The sequence below is a fragment of the Pseudomonas sp. LB3P58 genome, from assembly GCF_054897895.1.
Window position 1 is genome coordinate 1,239,654 of record NZ_JBUBVE010000001.1, and the last position, 25,076, is coordinate 1,264,729.

Annotated in this window: 21 protein-coding genes and 1 pseudogene; all 22 read left to right on the forward strand. The window is 53.7% G+C overall.

Annotation, left to right across the window (positions count from 1 at the left end):
* Positions 1-19 precede the first annotated feature (19 nt).
* Positions 20-2,677 (forward strand): DNA gyrase subunit A, encoded by a 2,658-nt coding sequence (gene gyrA, locus ACYZTZ_RS05805; RefSeq protein ID WP_008148713.1) that lies wholly within the window; start codon positions 20-22, stop codon positions 2,675-2,677.
* Positions 2,678-2,905: 228 nt separating this feature from the next.
* Positions 2,906-3,991, forward strand: a complete 1,086-nt coding sequence (gene serC / locus ACYZTZ_RS05810) for a 3-phosphoserine/phosphohydroxythreonine transaminase (RefSeq protein WP_461997498.1) — start codon at positions 2,906-2,908, stop codon at positions 3,989-3,991.
* The gene (gene pheA / locus ACYZTZ_RS05815; RefSeq protein WP_007899727.1) at positions 3,991-5,085 is read left to right on the forward strand and encodes a prephenate dehydratase; all 1,095 of its coding nucleotides are present in this window, start codon (positions 3,991-3,993) and stop codon (positions 5,083-5,085) included. Before serC ends, pheA begins: the two co-directional genes overlap by 1 nt.
* 12 nt (positions 5,086-5,097) lie before the next feature.
* The gene (gene hisC, locus ACYZTZ_RS05820; RefSeq protein WP_461997499.1) at positions 5,098-6,210 is read left to right on the forward strand and encodes a histidinol-phosphate transaminase; all 1,113 of its coding nucleotides are present in this window, start codon (positions 5,098-5,100) and stop codon (positions 6,208-6,210) included.
* A gap of 28 nt (positions 6,211-6,238) precedes the next feature.
* A complete protein-coding gene (locus ACYZTZ_RS05825) occupies positions 6,239-8,446 on the forward strand; it encodes a bifunctional prephenate dehydrogenase/3-phosphoshikimate 1-carboxyvinyltransferase (RefSeq protein ID WP_462000644.1) in 2,208 nt (735 codons plus the stop codon).
* A complete protein-coding gene (cmk, locus tag ACYZTZ_RS05830; RefSeq protein WP_008148720.1) occupies positions 8,443-9,132 on the forward strand; it encodes a (d)CMP kinase in 690 nt (229 codons plus the stop codon). Before ACYZTZ_RS05825 ends, cmk begins: the two co-directional genes overlap by 4 nt.
* 120 nt (positions 9,133-9,252) lie before the next feature.
* Positions 9,253-10,944 (forward strand): 30S ribosomal protein S1, encoded by a 1,692-nt coding sequence (gene rpsA, locus ACYZTZ_RS05835; protein WP_033055812.1) that lies wholly within the window; start codon positions 9,253-9,255, stop codon positions 10,942-10,944.
* Between the two features lie 218 nt (positions 10,945-11,162).
* A complete protein-coding gene (locus tag ACYZTZ_RS05840; protein ID WP_461997500.1) occupies positions 11,163-11,441 on the forward strand; it encodes a hypothetical protein in 279 nt (92 codons plus the stop codon).
* Between the two features lie 151 nt (positions 11,442-11,592).
* Positions 11,593-11,889, forward strand: a complete 297-nt coding sequence (gene ihfB, locus ACYZTZ_RS05845) for an integration host factor subunit beta (RefSeq protein WP_033055808.1) — start codon at positions 11,593-11,595, stop codon at positions 11,887-11,889.
* A gap of 27 nt (positions 11,890-11,916) precedes the next feature.
* Entirely contained in the window at positions 11,917-12,156 is a 240-nt protein-coding gene (locus tag ACYZTZ_RS05850) for a LapA family protein (protein WP_461997501.1), read from the forward strand.
* A gap of 229 nt (positions 12,157-12,385) precedes the next feature.
* Positions 12,386-13,462, forward strand: coding sequence for a dTDP-glucose 4,6-dehydratase (rfbB, locus tag ACYZTZ_RS05855; RefSeq protein WP_461997502.1), 1,077 nt, complete (start codon positions 12,386-12,388; stop codon positions 13,460-13,462).
* Entirely contained in the window at positions 13,459-14,352 is an 894-nt protein-coding gene (gene rfbD / locus ACYZTZ_RS05860; protein ID WP_461997503.1) for a dTDP-4-dehydrorhamnose reductase, read from the forward strand. Before rfbB ends, rfbD begins: the two co-directional genes overlap by 4 nt.
* Positions 14,349-15,239 carry a glucose-1-phosphate thymidylyltransferase RfbA gene (rfbA, locus tag ACYZTZ_RS05865; protein ID WP_461997504.1) on the forward strand — a complete coding sequence of 297 codons (891 nt, stop codon included), beginning with the start codon at positions 14,349-14,351 and terminating at the stop codon, positions 15,237-15,239. Before rfbD ends, rfbA begins: the two co-directional genes overlap by 4 nt.
* Before the next feature lie 719 nt (positions 15,240-15,958).
* The gene (locus ACYZTZ_RS05870; protein WP_461997505.1) at positions 15,959-17,014 is read left to right on the forward strand and encodes an LPS O-antigen chain length determinant protein WzzB; all 1,056 of its coding nucleotides are present in this window, start codon (positions 15,959-15,961) and stop codon (positions 17,012-17,014) included.
* Positions 17,015-17,331: 317 nt separating this feature from the next.
* A complete protein-coding gene (gene tviB / locus ACYZTZ_RS05875; RefSeq protein WP_461997506.1) occupies positions 17,332-18,609 on the forward strand; it encodes a Vi polysaccharide biosynthesis UDP-N-acetylglucosamine C-6 dehydrogenase TviB in 1,278 nt (425 codons plus the stop codon).
* Between the two features lie 79 nt (positions 18,610-18,688).
* Positions 18,689-18,814, forward strand: coding sequence for a hypothetical protein (locus ACYZTZ_RS05880; protein WP_461997507.1), 126 nt, complete (start codon positions 18,689-18,691; stop codon positions 18,812-18,814).
* Positions 18,789-19,106 (forward strand): annotated as a pseudogene (locus ACYZTZ_RS05885) (transposase); the annotation flags it as partial. The gene ACYZTZ_RS05880 and the pseudogene ACYZTZ_RS05885, both read left to right, overlap by 26 nt.
* A 219-nt stretch (positions 19,107-19,325) precedes the next feature.
* Positions 19,326-20,351, forward strand: a complete 1,026-nt coding sequence (locus tag ACYZTZ_RS05890) for an NAD-dependent epimerase/dehydratase family protein (RefSeq protein ID WP_192406946.1) — start codon at positions 19,326-19,328, stop codon at positions 20,349-20,351.
* Between the two features lie 147 nt (positions 20,352-20,498).
* Positions 20,499-21,761, forward strand: a complete 1,263-nt coding sequence (locus ACYZTZ_RS05895) for a flippase (RefSeq protein ID WP_461997508.1) — start codon at positions 20,499-20,501, stop codon at positions 21,759-21,761.
* Positions 21,762-21,765: 4 nt separating this feature from the next.
* The gene (locus ACYZTZ_RS05900) at positions 21,766-22,938 is read left to right on the forward strand and encodes a hypothetical protein (protein WP_461997509.1); all 1,173 of its coding nucleotides are present in this window, start codon (positions 21,766-21,768) and stop codon (positions 22,936-22,938) included.
* Positions 22,928-23,863, forward strand: a complete 936-nt coding sequence (locus tag ACYZTZ_RS05905; RefSeq protein WP_461997510.1) for a glycosyltransferase family 2 protein — start codon at positions 22,928-22,930, stop codon at positions 23,861-23,863. Before ACYZTZ_RS05900 ends, ACYZTZ_RS05905 begins: the two co-directional genes overlap by 11 nt.
* 85 nt (positions 23,864-23,948) lie before the next feature.
* Complete coding sequence (locus ACYZTZ_RS05910) at positions 23,949-25,037, forward strand: glycosyltransferase family 4 protein (RefSeq protein ID WP_461997511.1); 1,089 nt, start codon at positions 23,949-23,951, stop codon at positions 25,035-25,037.
* Positions 25,038-25,076: the final 39 nt, after the last annotated feature.

Below are 25,076 nucleotides of genomic sequence, written 5' to 3' on the forward strand. Positions count from 1 at the left end.
AAAAGGAATCAGGCTTCTCATGGGCGAACTGGCCAAAGAAATCCTCCCGGTCAATATCGAAGACGAGCTGAAGCAGTCCTACCTCGACTACGCGATGAGCGTAATTGTCGGGCGGGCACTGCCGGATGCGCGCGATGGCTTGAAGCCCGTGCACCGGCGTGTGCTGTTCGCGATGAGCGAGCTGGGCAACGACTTCAACAAGCCGTACAAGAAATCTGCCCGTGTTGTCGGTGACGTGATCGGTAAGTATCACCCTCACGGTGATACCGCGGTGTACGACACCATCGTTCGAATGGCGCAGCCATTCTCGCTGCGTTACCTGCTGGTAGACGGTCAGGGCAACTTCGGTTCCGTGGACGGCGACAACGCCGCCGCCATGCGATACACCGAAGTGCGCATGACCAAGCTGGCGCACGAGCTGCTGGCTGACCTGCACAAAGAAACCGTGGACTGGGTGCCGAACTACGACGGCACCGAAATGATCCCGGCGGTCATGCCGACCCGTATTCCCAACCTGCTGGTCAACGGCTCCAGCGGTATCGCCGTGGGCATGGCGACCAACATCCCGCCGCACAACCTCGGTGAAGTCATCGACGGTTGCCTGGCACTCATCGACAACCCTGAGTTGACCATCGATGAGCTGATGCAATACATCCCTGGTCCGGACTTCCCGACCGCCGCGATCATCAACGGTCGCGCCGGCATCATCGAAGCCTACCGCACCGGTCGTGGCCGCATTTACATGCGCGCCCGCTCGATGATCGAAGACATCGACAAGGTCGGTGGCCGTCAGCAGATCGTCATCACCGAACTCCCTTACCAGCTGAACAAGGCCCGTCTGATCGAGAAGATCGCCGAGCTGGTAAAAGAGAAGAAGCTTGAAGGCATCACCGAACTGCGCGACGAGTCCGACAAGGACGGTATGCGCGTCGTGATCGAACTGCGTCGCGGCGAAGTGCCTGAGGTGATCCTCAACAACCTCTACGCCCAGACCCAGCTGCAAGCGGTGTTCGGTATCAACATCGTCGCGCTGATCGACGGCCGTCCGCGGATCCTGAATCTCAAGGACCTGCTGGAAGCCTTTGTTCGTCACCGTCGCGAAGTCGTCACCCGCCGTACCGTGTTCGAACTGCGTAAAGCCCGCGAACGTGGTCACATTCTGGAAGGTCAAGCGGTTGCCCTGTCGAACATCGACCCGGTCATCGCGCTGATCAAGGCTTCGCCGACCCCGTCGGAAGCCAAGGAAGCGCTGATCAAGACCGCGTGGGAATCTTCCGCCGTGGTCGCGATGGTTGAACGCGCCGGCGCTGATTCGTGCCGTCCAGAGACCCTGGACCCGCAATACGGTCTGCGCGAAGGCAAGTACTTCCTGTCGCCGGAACAGGCACAAGCGATTCTGGAACTGCGTCTGCACCGTCTGACCGGCCTGGAACACGAAAAGCTGCTGGCCGAGTATCAAGAGATCCTCAACCAGATCGGCGAACTGATCCGCATCCTCAGCAGCGCTACGCGCCTGATGGAAGTGATCCGCGAAGAACTGGAAGTGATCCGTGCCGAATACGGCGATGTGCGCCGCACCGAGATTCTCGATGCCCGTCTCGACCTGACCCTGGGTGACATGATCCCGGAAGAAGAGCGCGTCGTGACCATTTCCCACGGTGGCTACGCCAAGACCCAGCCATTGGCTGCGTACCAGGCTCAGCGCCGTGGCGGTAAAGGCAAATCGGCTACTGGCGTGAAGGATGAGGACTACATCGCTCACCTGCTGGTCGCCAACAGCCACACCACGCTGCTGCTGTTCTCCAGCAAGGGCAAAGTGTACTGGCTGAAAACCTACGAAATCCCGGAAGCGTCCCGCGCTGCCCGTGGTCGTCCGCTGGTCAACCTGCTGCCGCTGGACAGTGATGAATACATCACCACCATGCTGCCGGTCGACGAATACACCGAAGGTCACTTCATCTTCATGGCCACTGCGAAAGGCACCGTGAAGAAGACCCCGCTGGAATCCTTCAGCCGTCAACGCAGCGTCGGCCTGATCGCGCTGGAGTTGGATGAAGGTGACGTACTGATTTCTGCCGCCATTACCGATGGCGAGCGCGAAGTCATGCTGTTCTCCGACGGCGGCAAGGTCACTCGCTTCAAGGAAACCGACGTTCGCGCCATGGGTCGTACCGCTCGCGGTGTCCGCGGCATGCGTCTGCCGGAAGGCCAGAAGCTGATTTCCATGCTGATCCCGGAAGAAGGCAGCCAGATCCTGACCGCTTCGGCCCGTGGTTTCGGCAAGCGCACGGCGATCACCGAGTTCCCTGAGTACAAACGTGGTGGTCAGGGCGTTATCGCCATGGTCAGCAACGACCGTAACGGCCGTCTGGTCGGTGCAGTCCAGGTGCTCGACGGCGAGGAAATCATGCTGATTTCCGACCAGGGCACACTGGTTCGTACTCGTGTCGACGAAGTCTCCAGCCTGGGTCGTAACACCCAGGGCGTGACCCTCATCAAACTGGCCAGCGATGAAACGCTGGTAGGTCTGGAGCGGGTTCAGGAGCCGTCGGAAGTCGAAGGTGAAGAGCTGGAAGAAGGTGAAGAGGGTGCAGTGTTCGACGGCGAAGTCGTAATCGACGACGTTGTTGAAGATCAGCAACTCGACGCCGCCGCTGACGAAGAACCGCAAGAGTAAGCGGACAGACAGGGGGCGGATGAGAATTCGCCCCCTTGTTGTTTGTCCGTAATGAAATATCGACACCCATGAAAATTCCTTGTGGGAGCGGGCTTGCTCGCGAAGACGGACTGACATTCAGCACAGATGTCGCCTGTTACACCGCTTTCGCGAGCAAGCCCGCTCCCACATTGGATCTGTGTCGACTGATATGTTTGTACGATCCACCAAATCAGAGCGAGATTGGATGTGAGCAAGAGAGCCTATAACTTCTGTGCCGGTCCTGCGGCACTTCCCGAAGCTGTCCTGCAGCGCGCCCAGGGTGAACTCCTTGATTGGCACGGCAAGGGCCTGTCGGTCATGGAAATGAGCCATCGCAGTGATGAGTTCGTGTCCATCGCCACCAAGGCCGAGCAGGATCTGCGTGATCTGCTGAATATCCCCTCGAACTATAAAGTGCTGTTTCTGCAAGGTGGCGCCAGCCAGCAATTTGCTCAGATTCCTCTGAACCTGTTGCCGGAAAGCGGCACCGCCGACTATATCGACACCGGTATCTGGTCGCAGAAAGCCATCGAAGAAGCTTCGCGCTACGGAAACGTCAACGTTGCCGCTACCGCCAAGCCTTACGACTATTTCGCTATTCCCGGTCAGAACGAATGGAACCTGTCTGCAGATGCGGCCTACGTTCACTACGCGCCGAACGAAACCATCGGCGGCCTGGAATTCAATTGGGTCCCCGAAACCGGTGATGTTCCGCTGGTCGCCGACATGTCTTCCGACATTCTCTCGCGTCCGATCGATGTTTCGCGCTTTGGCATGATCTACGCCGGCGCCCAGAAAAACATCGGCCCGAGCGGCATCGTCGTCAACATCGTTCGCGAAGACCTGCTGGGTCACGCCCGCTCCCTGTGCCCGACCATGCTCAACTACAAGGTCGCGGCCGACAACGGCTCGATGTACAACACCCCGCCAACCCTGGCCTGGTACCTCTCGGGTCTGGTATTCGAGTGGCTGAAAGAGCAGGGTGGTGTTGAAGCCATCGGCAAGCTCAATGAAGTGAAACAGCGCACGCTGTACGATTTCATCGACGCCAGCGGCTTGTACAGCAACCCGATCAACAAGTCGGATCGCTCGTGGATGAACGTGCCGTTCCGTTTGGCTGACGACCGTCTCGACAAGCCATTCCTGGTCGGTGCCGAAGAGCGTGGCCTGTTGAACCTCAAGGGTCACCGTTCCGTGGGTGGCATGCGTGCCTCCATCTATAACGCCGTCGACATCGTTGCGGTCAACGCACTGATTTCGTACATGGCAGAGTTCGAGAAGGAACACGGCTAATGTCTGAGCAAGAACTCAAGGCACTGCGCCTGCGCATTGATGCCCTGGACGAGAAAGTCCTGGAGCTGATCAGTGAGCGCGCACGCTGCGCCCAGGAAGTTGCGCGAGTAAAGATGGCCTCGCTGGCCGAAGGCGAAGTGCCGGTGTTCTATCGTCCTGAGCGCGAAGCTCAGGTGCTCAAGCGCGTGATGGAGCGTAACCAGGGGCCGCTGGGCAACGAAGAGATGGCGCGGCTGTTCCGCGAAATCATGTCCTCGTGCCTGGCCCTCGAGCAGCCGCTGAAAGTGGCGTACCTCGGCCCTGAAGGCACCTTCACCCAAGCCGCAGCCATGAAACACTTCGGCCACGCGGTGATCAGCAAGCCGATGGCGGCGATCGACGAAGTGTTCCGTGAAGTGGCAGCCGGTGCAGTGAACTTTGGCGTGGTCCCGGTGGAAAACTCCACCGAGGGCGCGGTCAACCACACCCTCGACAGCTTCCTCGAACACGACATGGTGATCTGTGGCGAAGTTGAGCTGCGGATTCACCACCACCTGTTGGTCGGTGAAAACACCAAGACCGACAGCATCAGCCGCATCTATTCCCACGCCCAGTCCCTGGCCCAGTGCCGCAAGTGGCTGGACGCGCATTACCCGAATGTCGAGCGCGTGGCGGTGTCCAGCAACGCCGAAGCGGCCAAACGGGTCAAGGGTGAGTGGAACTCGGCGGCGATTGCCGGCGACATGGCTGCAGGCTTGTACGGGCTGACCCGTCTGGCCGAGAAAATCGAGGATCGCCCGGACAACTCCACGCGATTCCTGATGATCGGCAGCCAGGAAGTGCCGCCGACCGGCGACGACAAGACGTCGATCATCGTCTCCATGAGCAACAAGCCCGGCGCGCTTCACGAGTTGCTGGTGCCGTTCCACGACAACGGCATCGACCTGACGCGCATCGAGACGCGTCCGTCGCGCAGCGGTAAATGGACCTACGTGTTCTTCATCGACTTCGTCGGCCACCACCGCGACCCGCTGGTCAAAGGTGTGCTGGAAAAGATCAGTCAGGAAGCAGTGGCACTCAAAGTGCTGGGTTCCTACCCGAAAGCAGTTCTCTAAGGGCGGTAGCAAATGAGTGGTGACTTCCTCGCTCTGGCACAGCCGGGCGTGCAACAACTTTCGCCTTACGTTCCGGGCAAACCCGTGGACGAACTGGCGCGCGAGCTGAACATCGATCCGGCCAGCATCGTCAAGCTGGCGAGCAACGAAAACCCGTTGGGCGCCAGTCCCAAGGCTCTGGCGGCGATTCACGAAGCGCTGGCCGAACTGACCCGCTATCCGGACGGCAACGGTTTTGCGCTCAAAACCCTGCTGGCCGAACAGTGCCGCGTCGAGCTGAATCAGGTGACGTTGGGCAACGGTTCCAACGATATTCTGGAGCTGGTCGCCCGTGCCTATTTGGCGCCGGGTCTGAATGCCGTGTTTAGTGAGCACGCGTTTGCGGTCTACCCGATCGTCACGCAAGCCGTCGGCGCTACGGCCAAAGTGATCCCTGCCAAAGACTGGGGCCATGATCTGTCGGGCATGCTGGCCGCGATCGATGCCGATACCCGTGTTGTCTTCATCGCCAACCCGAACAACCCGACCGGGACCTGGTTTGGTGCTGAGGCGCTGGACGAATTCCTGCAGGACGTACCGGAACACGTGCTGGTGGTGCTGGACGAGGCCTACATCGAATACGCCGAAGGCAGCGACTTGCCGGATGGCCTGGACTTCCTGGCGGCGTACCCGAACCTGCTGGTTTCGCGCACGTTCTCCAAGGCCTATGGCCTGGCGGCGTTGCGGGTCGGTTATGGCTTGTCCACTGCCGTGGTTGCGGATGTGCTGAACCGCGTGCGTCAGCCGTTCAACGTCAACAGCCTGGCCCTGGCCGCTGCGTGCGCGGCGCTGCAAGACGCCGAGTACCTGGCTGAAAGCCGTCGCTTGAACGAATCCGGCATGCAGCAGCTGGAAGCGGGTTTCCGTGAGCTGGGGTTGAGCTGGATTCCGTCCAAGGGCAACTTCATCTGCGTCGATCTGGGCCGTGTCGCGGCGCCGGTCTTCCAGGGCTTGTTGCGCGAAGGCGTGATCGTGCGTCCGGTGGCCAATTACGGCATGCCGAACCACTTGCGCATCACCATCGGTTTGCCGGCTGAAAACAGCCGCTTCCTTGAGGCGCTGACCAAGGTTCTGGCTCGTGGTTGATGTCACTGCACTGCAATCTGCTGAACCTATGATCGGTCGCCTGGTGGTGGTCGGTCTGGGGCTGATCGGCGGTTCGTTTGCCAAGGGTTTGCGTGAAAGCGGCCTGTGCCGCGAAGTGGTCGGGGTCGATCTCGACCCGCAGTCGCGCAAACTGGCGGTTGAGTTGGGTGTGGTGGATCGTTGCGAAGAAGACCTGGCCGCTGCTTGCCAGGGCGCCGACGTGATTCAGTTGGCCGTACCGATCCTTGCCATGGAAAAAATGCTCGGCCAATTGGCCGGCATGGACCTGGGGCAAGCGATTCTGACCGACGTCGGCAGCGCCAAAGGCAATGTGGTGCGGGCGGCAACCGAGGCGTTTGGCGGCATGCCGGCGCGTTTCGTGCCGGGGCATCCGATTGCCGGTTCCGAGCAGAGCGGGGTGGAAGCCTCTAACTCAGAGCTGTTCCGTCGCCATAAAGTGATTCTGACACCGCTGGATCAGACTGATCCGGCAGCCCTGGCAGTGGTCGACCGGTTGTGGCGCGAATTAGGCGCCGATGTCGAGCACATGCAGGTCGAGCGTCATGACGAAGTGTTGGCGGCGACCAGCCACTTGCCGCACTTGTTGGCGTTCGGTTTGGTCGATTCGTTGGCCAAGCGCAATGAAAACCTTGAGATCTTCCGTTACGCTGCCGGCGGTTTCCGCGATTTCACAAGAATTGCGGGTAGCGACCCGGTCATGTGGCACGACATCTTCCTCGCCAACCGCGAAGCTGTCCTGCGCACACTCGATACATTTCGCAGCGACCTCGACGCCTTGCGCGACGCGGTCGATGCAGGGGATGGGCACCAATTGTTGGGCGTGTTCACTCGCGCCCGGGTTGCCCGCGAACATTTCAGTAAAATCCTTGCCCGCCGGGCTTATGTGGACGCTATGAATTCCAACGACCTGATTTTCCTGGCACAACCTGGTGGCCGCCTGACTGGGCGGATTCGAGTACCGGGCGACAAATCGATTTCCCACCGTTCGATCATGCTCGGCTCCCTGGCTGAAGGCGTTACCGAAGTGGAAGGTTTCCTTGAGGGCGAAGACGCCCTGGCAACCTTGCAGGCCTTCCGCGACATGGGCGTCGTGATCGAAGGCCCGCACCACGGCCGCGTGACCATTCACGGCGTCGGCCTGCATGGCTTGAAGCCTGCGCCGGGCCCGATCTATCTGGGCAACTCCGGCACGTCGATGCGTCTGCTGTCTGGCCTGTTGGCTGCGCAGAACTTCGACAGCACGCTGACAGGCGATGCTTCGCTGTCCAAGCGTCCGATGAATCGCGTGGCCAATCCGCTGCGTGAAATGGGCGCTGTGATCGAGACCGCTGCTGAAGGTCGTCCACCGATGACTATTCGCGGTGGCAACAAGCTCAAAGGCCTGACCTACACCATGCCGATGGCCAGTGCTCAGGTTAAATCCTGCCTGCTGCTGGCGGGTTTGTACGCCGAAGGCAAAACCACCGTCACCGAGCCGGCTCCAACCCGCGACCACACCGAGCGCATGCTGCGTGGCTTCGGCTACCCGGTCAGCGTTAACGGTGCGACCGCTTCGGTCGAGTCCGGCCACAAGCTGACCGCGACCCACATTGAAGTGCCGGGCGACATCTCGTCTTCCGCGTTCTTCCTGGTGGCGGCATCGATCGCCGAAGGTTCGGAGCTGGTGCTTGAGCACGTCGGCATCAACCCGACCCGTACCGGCGTGATCGACATCCTGCGTCTGATGGGCGCTGATATCACCCTGGAAAACCAGCGTGAAGTCGGCGGTGAGCCAGTAGCTGATCTGCGCGTACGTGCAGCTAAACTCAAAGGTATCGAGATTCCCGAGGCGCTGGTTCCACTGGCCATCGACGAATTCCCGGTGCTGTTCGTGGCTGCCGCCTGTGCCGAAGGGCGCACCATCCTGCGTGGCGCCGAAGAGCTGCGGGTTAAAGAGTCGGACCGGATTCAGGTCATGGCGGATGGCTTGCTGGCGCTGGGCGTCAAATGCGAACCGACCCCGGACGGCATCATCATCGACGGCGGCCAGATCGGCGGCGGCGAAGTGCACGGTCACGGCGATCACCGGATTGCCATGGCCTTCAGCGTGGCTTCGTTGCGTGCCACTGCACCGATCCGCATCCATGATTGCGCCAACGTCGCGACGTCGTTCCCGAACTTCCTCGCGCTGTGCGCGCAGGTCGGTATCCGTGTTGCACAAGAGGCTCAGTCGTGATTATCAAGCCACCGGTCATCACCATCGACGGGCCTAGCGGTTCGGGCAAGGGCACTATTGCCGGGATTCTGGCCAAGCGTCTGGGCTGGTGCTTGCTGGATTCCGGTGCGCTGTACCGTCTGCTGGCATTCGCCGCGCGTAACCATGGCGTCGATCTGACCAATGAAGAGTCGCTGAAGCTGCTGGCCGCTCATCTGGACGTGCAATTCGTCGGCGCGACCGAAGGTCATCCGCAGCGGATCATTCTCGAAGGTGACGATGTCACTGATGATTTGCGCAACGAACAAGTTGGCGCCTGGGCATCGCAAGTGGCTGCGTTGCCGGCGGTGCGCGACGCGCTGCTGCAGCGCCAGCGGGCGTTTCAGGAGGCTCCGGGGCTGGTGGCCGATGGTCGCGACATGGGCACGGTGGTTTTTCCCGATGCGCCGCTGAAGATATTCCTCACTGCCAGTGCCGAGGAGCGTGCGCGCCGTCGATACTTGCAGTTGAAGGGCAAAGTCGATGGTGTTAGTCTGTCGAGTCTGCTAGATGAGATACGTGTCCGCGATGAGCGTGACACCCAGCGAGCGGTAGCCCCGCTCAAGCCGGCGGCTGACGCCATACAGCTGGATTCCACGGAATTATCCATCGATCAGGTGCTGGAACGCATCATGAGCGAGATCGCCATTCGCGATATCGCCGGGTGACCAAGAAACTCCGTAGGGGACCAGTCATAGTCTTGCGGTGTTTCTTCTAATGAACATAACCCACGTCGTCTGGGACGTGGAGATGGGCGTATCCTTCGCCCTTATTCAACAGGAATTAAAATGAGCGAAAGCTTTGCGGAACTCTTTGAAGAAAGCCTAAAAACCCTGAACCTTCAGGCAGGCTCCATCATCACCGGTGTTATCGTTGATATCGATTACCAAGCTCGCTGGGTAACCGTTCACGCTGGCCTGAAGTCTGAAGCACTCATCCCGCTTGAGCAGTTCTACAACGATGCTGGCGAACTGACTATCAACGTCGGTGACGAAGTTCACGTTGCTCTGGACTCGGTTGAAGACGGCTTTGGTGAAACCAAGCTGTCCCGTGAAAAAGCCAAGCGCGCTGAATGCTGGATTGTTCTGGAAGCAGCCTTCGCAGCCGAAGAAGTGGTCAAGGGCGTTATCAACGGTAAGGTTAAAGGCGGCTTCACTGTCGACGTTAACGGCATCCGTGCGTTCCTGCCAGGTTCTCTGGTTGACGTCCGTCCTGTGCGCGACACCACGCACCTGGAAGGCAAAGAGCTGGAATTCAAGGTCATCAAGCTTGACCAGAAACGCAACAACGTTGTCGTTTCCCGTCGTAGCGTCCTCGAAGCCGAGAACTCCGCTGAGCGTGAAGCTCTGCTGGAATCCCTGCAGGAAGGCCAACAAGTCAAAGGTATCGTCAAAAACCTCACCGATTACGGCGCATTCGTCGATCTGGGTGGCGTCGATGGCCTGCTGCACATTACCGACATGGCTTGGAAACGTATCAAGCATCCTTCCGAAATCGTCAACGTTGGCGACGAGATCGATGTCAAGGTTCTGAAGTACGATCGCGAACGCAATCGTGTTTCCCTGGGCCTCAAGCAACTGGGCGAAGATCCATGGGTTGCTATCAAAGCCCGTTACCCAGAAAGCACTCGCGTTACCGCTCGTGTAACCAACCTGACCGACTACGGCTGCTTCGCTGAGCTGGAAGAAGGCGTTGAAGGCCTGGTACACGTTTCCGAAATGGACTGGACCAACAAGAACATCCACCCTTCGAAAGTCGTACAAGTCGGCGACGAAGTGGAAGTTATGGTTCTGGACATCGACGAAGAGCGTCGTCGTATCTCCCTCGGCATCAAGCAGTGCAAATCTAACCCATGGGAAGATTTCTCTGGCCAGTTCAACAAGGGCGATAAAATCTCCGGCACCATCAAGTCGATCACCGATTTCGGTATCTTCATTGGTCTGGACGGCGGCATCGACGGTCTGGTTCACCTGTCCGACATCTCCTGGAACGAAGTGGGCGAAGAAGCCGTTCGCCGCTTCAAGAAGGGCGACGAGCTGGACACCGTTATCCTGTCGGTTGACCCAGAGCGCGAGCGTATCTCCCTGGGTATCAAGCAACTGGAAAGCGATCCGTTCTCCGAGTACGTTCAAGAGAACGATAAAGGCGCAATCGTTAAAGGCATCGTGAAAGAAGTTGACGCTAAAGGCGCCATCATCACTCTGGCCGACGATATCGAAGCGACTCTGAAAGCCTCCGAAATCAGCCGTGACCGCGTTGAAGACGCGCGCAACGTTCTGAAAGAAGGCCAGGAAGTAGAAGCCAAGATCATCAGCGTTGACCGCAAGAGCCGCGTAATCCAGCTCTCCATCAAGTCGAAAGACGATGCAGAAGAGAAAGAAGCAATCCAGAGCTTGAAAGACAAGCCTGCTGCTGACATCGCTGCTGGTCCTACCACTCTGGGCGACCTGTTGCGTGCACAAATGGAAAAACAGAACTAAGTTCTGTCAGACCATAGAAAAAGGGCGACTTCGGTCGCCCTTTTTTGTGCCTGGAATTTGGTGATTCTGATAGTTTCGCGGCGCTGCGATTGTTTGCCGTGAAACCAATCGTCCCGGCAAGTTGTCTCTTTCTTTAATCGGATCAATCGTTTATTTGCAGCTAGTCTTTAGCTTGAAGCGAACGACCGTCCGGCGGCGTGTCCGGCCTAAGGAAGTGAATGAACAAGCTCATTGTCGTTATAGCAGTACTGACACTGGCAGGCTGTACCACTAATGCCAAGACTCACGCGGTGCGTGGGGTCAGTGGCATCGAGATCGATTGTTCGGGTCTGGGGTCGGGATGGGAGAAGTGTCGCAAGCGAGCGAACAAGGAGTGCAAGGCGGCTGGCTACAAAGTTGTAGCCAGATCCGATGATGCCAAAGACGAGGATGAGTACCTCTTTGGATTTAATCCAGCGGGCTATCTGACGCGCACCATGCTGGTGATCTGTAGATGAGTGTGTGACTGCGCGATCAGTGATTCGTTACTCTGGAATAGGTCATCTCATTGTTGGTGAGGTATGTCAAAACTCGGGCTGTTCAAATTCATCCGGGCGTGCTAAAACCTTTGAAGCGCTGATCTAGCTGCTTGAAAAAGAAGGGAAAAATATGACGAAGTCGGAGTTGATCGAACGAATTGTCACCCATCAAGGGCTGCTCTCATCCAAGGATGTGGAGCTGGCCATCAAGACCATGCTCGAACAAATGTCCCAATGTCTGGCCACCGGTGATCGCATCGAGATCCGTGGGTTTGGCAGCTTCTCCTTGCACTACCGCGCGCCGCGCGTAGGTCGCAATCCAAAAACCGGTCAGTCCGTCAGCCTCGACGGCAAGTTCGTGCCGCATTTCAAGCCAGGCAAAGAATTGCGCGATCGTGTGAACGAAGACGAGGAGGAGGTGCTTTGACGACCACCGCAATACAAGGAGCCGCTTATGCGTAACCTCAAGCGCGTACTGCTCGTCGTATTCGTCCTGTTGCTGGTTTTGGCGATCCTCGCGTTCGTTCTCGAGAATCAACAATCGGTTTCCCTGTTGTTCCTGGGTTGGGCGGGGCCGCAACTACCGGTATCGCTGGTCATGGTTATGGCGCTGTTGATTGGGATGGTGATCGGGCCGATTCTTGGCTGGTTTCTGGGGCGTACGTCCAGAGTTTCACGCAAGCGCCTTGTCTGATGCGACATGACGCGGAAGGCGCACTAATCTTTAGCCACAGCTTGTCTATATCCATTAGTAAAACCGTCATTAAGCTGTAAAATGCTGCGCTTGTCCGATAGTGGCATATGCCCACGTCGGTTCAAACTGACTCTGTCAGAGGCCTCGGCTGGCTTGATGGCTTCTGCATTCATGGATTAGGCAGTGCTCGGTTGGCGGCCCTGTCAGTAACTCAAGGGTATGGTTTCGCGTGAAAATTCTAGTAACCGGCGGCGCCGGGTTTATCGGCTCGGCAGTCATTCGTCATATCATTTCCAACACTACCGACGCTGTCGTTAACGTCGATAAGCTTACTTACGCCGGTAACCTTGAGTCATTGGCCGAAGTTAGCCAGAACTCGCGTTACGTGTTCGAGCGCGTCGACATCTGCGACCGCGATCAGGTTGACCGCGTCCTGCGTGAACACCAACCGGATGCGATCATGCACCTGGCCGCAGAGTCCCACGTTGATCGCTCGATTTCTGGTCCGTCTGAGTTCATCCAGACCAACATCATCGGCACTTACACCCTGTTGGAAGCTGCGCGCCACTATTGGGCTGCGCTGGATGATGCGCGTAAAGCCAACTTCCGCTTTCACCATATTTCGACTGATGAAGTTTACGGAGACCTCGAAGGTCCGGAAGACCTCTTCACCGAAACCACGCCGTATCAGCCAAGCTCGCCATACTCCGCCAGCAAGGCCAGTTCCGATCACCTGGTTCGCGCCTGGAGCCGTACTTACGGCTTGCCGACCCTGGTCACCAACTGCTCGAACAACTACGGTCCCTGCCACTTCCCTGAGAAGTTGATCCCGCTGATCATCCTCAATGCGCTGGAAGGCAAGCCGCTGCCGGTCTACGGCAAAGGCAATCAGGTCCGCGACTGGCTCTACGTCGAAGACCACGCCCGCGCACTATACAAAGTCGTGACCGAAGGCGTTATCGGCGAGACGTACAACATCGGTGGCCATAACGAAAAGCAAAACATCGAAGTGGTGCATACCCTGTGCGCACTGCTCGACGAACTGCGTCCCGATTCCGCTCACCGTCCACATGCCAGCCTGATCACCTACGTTCAGGATCGCCCGGGTCACGACCAGCGTTACGCAATCGACGCCAGCAAAATCCAGCGTGAACTGGGTTGGACGCCGGAAGAAACCTTTGAAACCGGCATCCGCAAAACGGTCGAGTGGTACCTCAACAACACTGAATGGGTCGCTCACGTAAAGAGCGGTAGCTACCAGCAGTGGATCGACGAGAACTACGCAGATCGTTCGAACAAAGCATGAAAATCCTTCTGCTTGGAAAAAACGGCCAGGTAGGCTGGGAGCTGCAGCGCTCCCTCGCACCGCTTGGCGAGTTGATCGCATTGGACCGACATGTTGTGGATGGTTTGTGCGGTGATCTGTCCGATCTCGATGCCTTGCGCGCGACGATTCGCCAGGTCAAGCCCGACGTCATCGTCAATGCTGCGGCCTACACCGCTGTCGATAAAGCCGAGTCCGAGACTGAGTTGGCCGACCGTGTGAACGGTCAGGCAAGCCAAATCATGGCCGAAGAGGCCAAGACCCTGGGTGCCTGGCTGATTCACTACTCGACCGACTATGTCTTCAGCGGCCTGGGTTCAACGCCGTGGCAAGAGTCAGATGCAGTCGCCCCGGTGAATCACTACGGCGCCAGTAAACTGGCCGGAGAGCAGGCGATTACTGCGTCGGGCTGCAAGCATCTGATCTTCCGTACCAGCTGGGTCTATGGCGCTCGCGGCAACAACTTCGCCAAGACCATGTTGCGTTTGGCCAAGGATCGCGAAACCTTGAGCGTCATCGCTGACCAGATCGGAGCCCCGACCGGGGCAGACCTGATTGCCGACGTGACCGCGTTGGCCATTCAGCAAATTCTGCAACGTCCCGAGCTGTCGGGCTTGTATCACTTGGCGGCCAGTGGCGAAGTGTCGTGGCACGGCTATGCTAGCCATGTGATCGGCTTCGCCCAAGCCAACGGCGAGCAGCTTGCCGTAACGGCGATCAATCCGATTGAAACGACGGCTTATCCAACACCTGCGCGCCGCCCTCTGAATTCGCGATTGAATACTCAGAAGCTGCGTGACAACTTTTCTCTACACTTGCCGGATTGGCAAAGTGGTGTAACCCGAATGCTTAGGGAAGTTCTGAATAAATGAGCACGACAAATCGTAAAGGCATCATCCTCGCTGGCGGCTCGGGCACGCGTCTGCATCCGTTGACCCTCGGCGTGTCCAAACAGATGTTGCCGATCTACGACAAGCCGATGATCTTCTATCCGCTGTCGGTGCTGATGCTTGCGGGCATGCGTGAAGTCCTGATTATCTCCACACCAGAAGACTTGCCGTGTTTCCGCAAGTTACTGGGTGACGGAAGTCTGTATGGCATCAAGCTGACCTACGCCGAACAACCTAGCCCGGATGGTCTGGCACAAGCCTTCATCATTGGCGAAGAGTTTATCGGCGAAGATCCTTGCTGCCTGATCCTGGGCGACAACATCTTTTACGGTCAGCATTTCTCGGACAACCTGCGCTCCGCCAGCTCTCAACAACATGGCGCTACCGTATTCGGCTACCACGTTTCCGACCCGGAACGCTTCGGTGTTGTCGAGTTCGACAAAACTGGTCGCGCTCTTAGCATTGAAGAGAAACCGCTGAAGCCAAAATCCAACTATGCGGTGACCGGCTTGTACTTCTACGACAACGATGTTGTCGAGATCGCCAAGAGCATCACGCCGTCCGAGCGTGGCGAGTTGGAAATCACCGACGTTAACCGTGCGTACCTAGAGCGCAAGACGCTCAATGTCGAAATGCTGGGTCGCGGATTTGCCTGGCTCGATACCGGTACCCATGAATCACTACTGGAAGCAAGTCACTTCGTGCACACCATCGAACAGCGCCAAGGCCTGAAAGTGGCTTGCCTGGAAGAGATTGCCTACAGCAATGGTTGGATCACTGCCGAGCAGCTCGGCGCGCAAGCCGATGCCCTGAAGAAAACTGGTTACGGTCAGTACTTGCAGAAGTTGTTGGACTCGCCTTCCCGGTAAGGGGTGGCCTCGACGACTTGCCGACCCACTGCGCCAGGGTTGAGCGGGTGATGGCCAAACCGGGTTGTACGGTATCTAGGCCGAGTTCGGATCGAAGTGAATATCGTATCGAGCTGGTGTGTCGTGAGATTGGCATCCGGTCCGATCGGCTCGAGCTCAAGCACCAGTTTAAGTCTGCGAGTATGGTGGCAAGTGGGGCTGTGTGCGTAGCCGACGGACATTAACCAGACCGCCAAGCTTTTGCCCAGCAACCAACGGGCGACGCGGCATAGCTGGAGTGGCTTGTGCGGAACTTTAAGCGTTTTTTGCTTGACTGATCTATCTTCTTGGTTACTTTTGAGGGGTGGCTTTTGTTTTGTAAAACTAGCATCATGCCTCGCTGGTTTTTTGGGGATGGTCACTGCCGCAGTTACCAAATTTGATCTAATTGCTCATGGCTCAGCTGGGGGGTAACTGGTCCTCTGTTAGGGATGCCAGCAGCCTGGAAGATCATGAGGAGGGCCCGCAAGCAAATTTGAGGTCGTTTCAGCATGGCAGGTGAAGCACATTTCTTGCAGATGGGGTTTCCGGCAATGTGATTCGTTTTGCTTTTGTGAAGGTCGTTTTTTGATTTTTGGTACTGGCCCGACAGGGCGGCGGCCAACCTTTCTCGCAAACTGATGAGTGGACCACTCCCGACAAAAAATAGTAGTTGGAATCTAAGAAGGATAACGCGACAAATGCGCAACAACCGTGCTGAGGCCAGGCCTAACGATGAAATTGACCTCATCGAGATTATTCAGGGGTTATGGCTACAAAAATGGCTGATCTTAGCTGTCGTTATGCTATTCGCTTTGGTTGGTGGGGCTTATGCTTTTCTTAGCAAGCCTGTCTACGAGGCTAAAGCTTTTGTCATTCCGCCGACGCAGAAAGATATTGCCGATTTTAACTATGGCCGAACCCGAGAGTCGGAACTGGAACCTTACAGCGTGAAATACGTATATGACGTTTTCTTGCGTAATCTTCGAGCTGAATCACTGCGTCGGAATTTTTTTGAAGAGTACTATCTCCCGTCCCTTAATGAATCTGAGCGCGTCGGTCCTCAGGATGGGCTTTATGACCGTTTCTCCAATGATCTGACGGTTGCGCTTGCTGATAAAAGCTCTCCGGATCGTTTCTCCTTGACGATGCAAAGCAATGATCCGGCCAAGGCTGCCGAGTGGTTGAAGGCTTTTGTAGACAAGGCACGGGTCTTAGCTGTGGGGGAGATGATCGAGAGCGTCAATAGAGAAGCTGAAGTCCGTGCACGAAACCTTGCGCAGCAGATTACTACACTGCGTGAAAGTGCTGAGCGTGTTCGCGAGGATCTTATTACCCAGTTGCGTGAGGCACTGCGTATCGCTGAGGCTATTGGTTTGGAAAAGCCTCCAATCATAAGCGGAAATTTATCGGGCGAAGTGTCAGCCAATATGAATGGCGAGTTAACTTATATTCGTGGTAGCAAGGCGCTCCAAGCTGAAATCAAAAACCTTGAAGAGCGGAAGTTAGAAGACCCTTTCATAAAAAATCTTCGGGCTTTGCAGATAAAGCAAGCCTTCTACAGGGATTTGTCTGTCAAGCCGGATGATGTGGCGGTTTTCCGTCTAGATGGTCCGATTGAGATGCCAGATCAGCCAATCAAACCGAAGAAAGCATTGATATTGGCAGTGGCGATATTGCTGGGTGGAGTTATTGGTATATTCGTAGCATTGTTCAGAACCCTGTACCGCCACAGTCGTGAGCTGCGCTCGGTTTAGGTATTCGAGATTGAGTTGTTTGCTTCTGGTGGGTCGCGAAGCGCGTCCCATCGCTGTGAAGGGGGGCGTTCGGGGCAGCAGCGGTTTCGGCTCGATGAGTTTGTGGAGCCGATCTTGTTGTCGGTGGGTTTTTCATTAGGACCCAATTGAGCCGAGCGGATTCCGCGGGGTATTTTCGTGGCGATTTGACATCGTAGCATTGGCATCCTCACGGAAGCCAGCGGAAAACCTTGGGGCCGTAGCGTGCTTTATGCAGCGTGGGCGACGAACTCATTTTAGTCAACTTTAATTTAATCCGATTAACCAGGCGTTTACTTATGCATAAACTGGAAGACATCAAACTTGCCATCGTTGGTCTTGGTTATGTTGGCCTGCCGCTCGCGGTTGAGTTCGGTAAAATTCGTGGTGTTGTTGGGTTCGACATCAATCAGAATCGCATTGACGCTCTCAAGGCGGGACATGACGCTACACTTGAAGTCACTGATGAAGAACTTAAACAAGCTGCGCTGTTGGATTTCAGCACTAACCTTGAAGATCTGAGTGCTTGCAATACATTTGTCGTAACGGTGCCGACGCCGATCGATCAATACAATCAACCTGATTTGACTCCGCTCATCAAGGCATCGGAAACCATCGGGAAAGTTTTAAAGAAAGGCGACATCGTCATCTACGAATCGACAGTTTATCCTGGTGCAACCGAGGAAGACTGCGTACCAGTGCTGGAGAAGGTTTCCGGCCTAAAATTCAATATCGATTTTTTCGCAGGTTATAGCCCCGAACGTATCAATCCGGGTGATAAAGAGCACCGTGTCACGACCATCAAGAAGGTGACCTCAGGTTCGACGCCAGAAATAGCTGAGCTGGTAGATGAACTCTACAATCAAATCATTACTGCAGGTACACACAAGGCCAGTAGTATTCGGGTTGCTGAAGCTGCCAAGGTTATTGAAAACACCCAGCGTGACTTGAACATTGCATTGATCAACGAGCTGGCGATTATTTTCAACAAAATGGGGATTGATACCGAGGCTGTGCTGCAGGCAGCGGGAACCAAGTGGAACTTTTTACCGTTTCGCCCCGGTCTGGTTGGTGGCCATTGCATTGGTGTCGATCCTTATTACCTTACCCATAAGGCACAAGCGATCGGCTACCACCCAGAAATCATTCTGGCGGGCCGTCGCTTGAACGATGGAATGGGCGCTTATGTCGTTTCGCAACTGGTCAAAGCAATGCTCAAGCGCCGCATTCAAGTTGATGGTGCTCGTGTTCTTTTGATGGGCTTTACATTCAAGGAAAACTGCCCAGATCTGCGTAACACTCGAATCGTCGATATCGTCCGTGAGCTGGCCGACTACAATATTGCTGTAGATATCTACGACCCGTGGGTCAGTGTTGCGGAGGCACAGCACGAGTACGGAGTTACGCCGATTACCGAGCCGGCCATCGACTCTTATGATGGTATTGTTTTGGCGGTTGCGCACAACGAGTTTCGTAGCATGGGGGCGGCAAAGATCCGTCAATTCGGAAGGGCAGAACATGTCTTGTACGACCTCAAGTACCTGCTGACCGCCGCGGAGTCTGATATTCGTCTCTAAGGAAACTCTGAATAATACTTCCAGATTTGGTGAAATACTTGCCTTCCACGAACTGAACTGCTGAGTCCCGATTAAACAGATGTTCTTCACTGATGCCGAGTACGCCTGCAAACGTAAGCAGGCCCGCCGCGAGCGCTTCCTGATCGAGCCGCATTATCCGGAATCCTGCGCGATGCCGATACATGGGTGGGAACAAGCGTCCTGAGCATCAGAATCGCACGATGATCTGGTCGATTGCGGCGCGGTCCAGCGGCTACAAAAGGCACGGAAAGAAGGAGTTTGGTCGGTCGACTGCGGCTCATGATCGAATAAGCCAAGGCCCAAGTACGCGCCTATGTTGAACATTGTTTCGGGTAATCAAGCGTCAGTTTGGCTATACAAAAGTGCGCTTTCGTGGCCTGATGAAAAACACCGCGCAACAGGCTACCCTATTTGCCCTGTCGAACCTGTGGGTGATGCGAAAACGGCGGCTGGTTGCGGGAGATGTGCGCCTGTGATGCGGGAAAAGCGCCTTAAGGAGGCGTCGTTCAAGGGTGGAACGATGTAAGAACAGGAAAGGTCTGATTTCTGACAAAACCAGTGCTTTTTGAACCTCAACCAAGGGTGGTATCAAAAATCGCTGACTATTCAGGCCTTCCCTAAGGCAATGGTCGACGTGAATCCTATTTTTAATGGATCGGGTTCCATCAGATTATATTCACACAAGAATCCTATATATGACTTTTTACGAATCTTTGAAGAAAGCACTTCCCATAGACCCGAAAACCTGGCTTGTCACAGGTGTGGCCGGCTTCATTGGTTCTAACCTGCTGGAGGAATTGCTTAAACTTGATCAGCGGGTAGTTGGGTTGGATAACTTTGCGACTGGTCATCAACGTAATCTCGATGAAGTGAAAAGTCTGGTTAGTGCTGAACAGTGGAGTCGCTTTCGTTTCATAAATGGCGATATCCGAAAATTTGAAGATTGTCAAAGTGCCTGCGTGGGCGTGGACTATGTCCTGCATCAGGCAGCGCTCGGTTCGGTGCCAAGATCGCTTAATGATCCTATTGCAACAAATAGTACCAATGTTGATGGGTTTCTGAATATGTTGGTGGCGGCTCGGGATGCGAAAGTAACGAGTTTTACTTATGCAGCCAGCAGTTCAACTTATGGGGATCATCCAGGGCTTCCAAAAGTTGAGGATGTGATTGGCAATCCTCTCTCTCCTTACGCTGTGACAAAATATGTTAACGAGCTTTATGCTGATGTTTTTGCTCGTAATTATGGATTCAAAACAATAGGGCTACGCTATTTTAATGTCTTTGGTAAGCGCCAGGATCCCGAGGGAGCTTATGCCGCGGTGATTCCGAAGTGGACGTCGTCAATGATAAGCGGTGATGATATCTTTATTAATGGTGATGGTAAAACCAGCCGTGATTTCTGCTTTATTGAGAATACCGTGCAGATGAATTTGTTGGCTGCCACTGCTATCGAAGAAACCGCTTTGGGTCAAGTGTATAACGTTGCTGTCAGTGGGCGAACCGAATTAAATCAGCTGTTTAGTGCTCTTAAGAAAAGCTTGTCGGAACAAGGAGTAGTGTACTCGAAAGAACCCGTTTATCGTGATTTTCGAGCGGGTGATGTTCGTCATTCTCAAGCCGATATTAGCAAAGCAAAAACAATGTTGGGCTACGAGCCTGAGTTTGATATTTTTGCAGGGATTGATAAAGCAATGCCTTGGTATTTGTCATTCATGAGTTGATGCTGAATAGATTCGTTAGTCATACGGCTGGCTATTTGAGTAGTGACCGAATGTCCTTGGTTCATGTGTTTTTATCCAGGCGTGCTGAATTGATAATGCTCAGCATAGCAATGGGCTCGTTGCGTAATGTAGTCACATGAGGTTGCAGTGCAATATAAAAATATACTTTGGAACCTGCTAGGCCTCGGCTTGCCTCTGCTGATAGCTGCTCTGACGGTTCCAGGCTTGATTTCGGTAATAGGCACTGAGCGATTTGGTTTTCTGGCGCTTGCATGGGGATTGATTGGCTACGCCGGAGCGCTCGATCTGGGGGTTGGTCGTGCAGTTACTCAAAGGTTAGCATCCCTCCGAGGGAGGGACAGTGAAAATGAAATTCCCGATGTTATTAGCACAGCAGTTCGAATCACAACGGTTATTGGTACTGTAGGATTCATTCTGATTGTACTGGGAAGCTGTCTCGGTGGTTATAATTTCGTACCGCGACAGACTGTTAGTGTTATGGAGGTTCTGATCTCTCTGCTGCTCCTGGCGGTGGCTATACCGATGCAGGCTATCAGTGCAACTTATCGCGGTGTGAACGAGGCTTATCTTAATTTTAAGAATATTAGTTTCTTGCGTATTGCTCTCGGTACGGCAAATTTTGGTGCTCCATTCTTGGTTGCGCAACTCACTAACCAGTTGTATTGGTTGATCGCAACTTTGGTGCTTTCTCGAGGGATTGCATTGTTTATGTACAGGAAGTTTGCTTACCAATGCCTGCCAAATGGCGAGGCTGACAAAGGTAAATTTACTAAAGTGCAAGCTGGTAAACTCCTCACGTTTGGAGGTTGGGTCACGGTGAGTAGTGTTGTTAGCCCATTTTTAGTGCAGGCTGATCGTTTTTTTGTCGGAACGCTGATATCCGCGGCGGCGGTAACTGCTTATGTGATTCCTTATGAAATAACGGTGCAGGCACTGATTTTGGTTGGGGCGATTACTACGGTTGCGTTTCCGGTAATTGCTGGTTTTCTGCAAGATGATGTAAAAAAAGCGCATCACACCTTTAATCGATGGCTGATACGGGTTTCGCTCATCATGTTCTGTGTGATGGGTTGCGTTGCACTATTGATGCCCTATATTTTGAGTCTTTGGGTTGGACAATATGTATCGGAAGAATCTACCTGGGTGGGGAGGATTCTTTGCGTTGGCGTATTTTTTAATGCTGTTGGTTCAATGTATTATTCGTTTTTGCATGCGTCTGGTCGATCTAAAGAAACCGCTGTTTTGCACCTGATTGAGTTGCCTCTATTTGTGGGGGCGCTTTATATACTTATTACATATTTTGGCATCATGGGGGCAGCATTGGCGTGGACCTTTCGAGTTGTTTTTGATTCGCTAGGTCTTTTCTATTTTACTAAATTTAAGCGGTGAAGGTGTGTTGAATATAAGGCTTCCAAAATACCTCGCATTTTTTGTCTTGGGTATGATTTTGCTGGGCTTTAGCACATCCCCTGAAGATGGGGGGGTACTGAGTTTTGGTACGCCTTTTTTTATCGCTTCAATGCTTGCATTCATGCCGGTTATTTTTCGCTATCTGGCTGATATGGATTGGAGGTTTTTTCTTTTTCCATTCCTCTATATATTTTTGATTGTTGTCATGACAGCTTTTTCTTTTAGCCCGTTTCAGTCGTCGGTAAGGGCTTTCTTTAATGTGGTTGGTTTTGTCATTTATCTAGGGCTGATTTGCAGTGTGCTAAGCCAGCGATTGTCGGTCCAAGCACTTGCTAGGATTTTAATATGTTCGGGTGCAATGTTGGCAATGTATTTCATTGTCAATTTTTTCTTAAGCTCTATGGAACATGGTATTCAACAGGTCATACTGGAGCGATATGTTGGGGGGGCTATGTCTCTTCCTTGGGGAGCAAGTAATACTATTGCGCAGGTTTTGCTGCTCTCAGCTGTGTCTTACACAATTTTGGATGAGCGTCGGAAGTTTGATTTTTTGATGTTCTGCCTTGTTGCGGTAGGTATATGCCTGACGTTCTCCAGATCAAATATGTTGTTGTTGTTGTTATTGTTTTTTGTTGTTTTTAGGATGCGCCAGCTTGTTGTGGTTGGTTTTATTTCGGTTTTTATACTAGGTGTTTTTTTCGCCTACATGGTCATATCGGTTGGCTGGGATTTATCTGGATTTAACACTTTTTTGTCGTCTAGGACGGATGTCGAGTTGTTGGCGACCGGAAATGGGCGATTACAAACGATGATGGAGAAAATTGATTATCTGGTGGATCACCCTTTTGAACCAATCGGCTATTATTCCTCATTATTCCACTTTGAGCTCTCTGCCCACAATTTTTGGATGACCTCATTGATCGAGGAGTCACTGGTCGCGGTTTTGGTTTCTCTGGGCTTCTTTTTTTTCGTAGGGCGGACAGTGTTTCGTCGTGACCGAAGTGTGTTCTTCGGATTCTTGATCATTATGATGGCGTTGATGGTTGAGGATCCGCACTTTACTCAGCAGTATATTACTAGCTTCTGGGTGTATTTAGCCTTGCTGGTTGCTTTTGGCTTCACTGAAAAGGGCGTGGGTGTTGAAAGTGAGTCATAAGATTGATGTGGTTATTGTGAATTGGAACTCTGGCGACCAGGTTTTACAGTGCGTGGCTTCAATAGGCCAAGGTGGTGATAACGATCTAGCGCGAATCATCGTCGTAGATAATGGTTCAACGGATGGTTCGGAAAAGCTGTTGCTACCTTTGACGAATGTTGAACTAATCAAGGCTGGTCGGAATCTTGGGTTTGGAAAGGCTTGCAACTTGGGTGCAAGGCATGGAAGTGCGAAGTATATTCTTTTTCTCAATCCAGACGCGGCCGTCTTTCCGGCATCGCTACAATCAGTATTTGACTATATGGAACGGCCAGACAACCAGGATGTTGGTGTCTGCGGGGTGCAATTGAAAGACGAACACGGTGAGATTTCACGTAGCTGCACCAGGTTTCCAACCGTGTCAGGTTTTCTTGCACATACCGTTGGTCTTGATCACTTCATTCCCAAGCTCGGTCATTTTATGAGGGAGTGGGATCATGCAAGTGATCGCTCTGTTGACCATGTGATAGGGGCCTTCTATTTTATTCGGCGTGAGATTTTCGACCAGTTGCAGGGCTTTGATGAAAGGTTCTTCGTGTATTTGGAAGACCTTGATCTATCACGAAGAGTTAAAGCCAAGGGTTGGAGAATAGAGTTCCTGAGTAATATACAAGCTTTCCATAAAGGCGGAGGGACTTCTGATCAAATCAAGGCGCGACGTCTGTTTTACTCGCAGCGTAGCAAAATTATTTATTCATATAAGTATTTCGGATTTCTGGGAGCAACATCGGTCCTTTTGAGTACGTTGTTGCTCGAGCCACTATCGCGTACCGGGATCTCAATTTTACGTGGTTCATTATCATCTATCAAGGAAACCTGGGTCGCCTACGGGCTGTTGATTAGTTGGTTGCCTGGATGGATTTTCAATGGGCGGAAAAAGAACTGATTCCAGATTGTTGCAACAAGTGCTTCGATGAGTTGGGGCGCGATAAAAGTTGCACTTTGGCTTCTTAGACGAGATGTAGTTAAGCATGAAAATTTTATTATTGTCAAAATATTCTCGGCTAGGGGCAAGTAGTCGTCTTCGCTATCTTCAATATATACCTTATCTTGAGAAGAACGGCGTTGAGGTAGTGGTCAATAGCTTGTTTGATGATGCCTATCTTAAGCGTCTATACAGTTCGGGCAAGCGCCCAGTTTTTCGATCAATATATTGCTATCTGGTGCGTTTTTTTGCACTTTTCACCGTTCGAAAATACGATGTTATCTTGATAGAAAAGGAGCTATTCCCTTATTTTCCAGCGACGGTAGAGAGGCTCTTAAGGGTTTTTGCCCCGCCCTATGTTGTGGATTATGATGATGCGATATTTCACAACTATGATCTTTCCTCCAACTCGCTTATCCGCAAATTTTTGGGCAGAAAAATTGATGTGGTAATGCGCAACGCGCGATGCGTGATTGCGGGAAACGATTACCTTGCCAATCGTGCGACAGCAGCAGGCGCAAAAAATGTTGTCGTGGTTCCCACCGTGGTCGACAAAAGCCGGTATTCGGCGAAACGGGATGCTAGTTGTCAATCGCTCGTTATTGGTTGGATAGGTTCACCTTCCACACAAAAATATGTAGTCGCGATCCGGCAGGCGCTTCTCAAGGTGTGCGATGAATTTGGAGCTCGTGTCATGCTGATGGGGGCTACGCCCGAGATTGTTGACGAGCTACCCGGGATTGTCGTAGAGGTCCGGCCTTGGTCAGAGGACAGTGAGGTCGACTTCATACGTCAGTTGGATGTAGGTATCATGCCGTTGGTTGATGGTCCTTGGGAGAAGGGGAAGTGCGGCTATAAACTGATTCAATACATGGCTTCCGGTGTTCCCGTTGTTGCTTCTCCAGTGGGCGTAAATATCGAAATTGTCAATGGAAATCAATGCGGGCTGTTAGCGGATAGCCCCGCGGAGTGGGAGTCTTCTTTGCTGAAGCTATTAGGCAATGCTGATCAGCGATTACACTATGGCCGGGCGGGGCGGGCAGCGGTGGAAAATACATACACTCTGCACGTCCAGGTATTGGCTCTGAATAAAATATTTTGTGGAATAGTTGGCAAAAAAAAATGTAGTTTATAGACGGTTACGCTTTCAGTTCTTGGTAACAAGGGGCTGAAC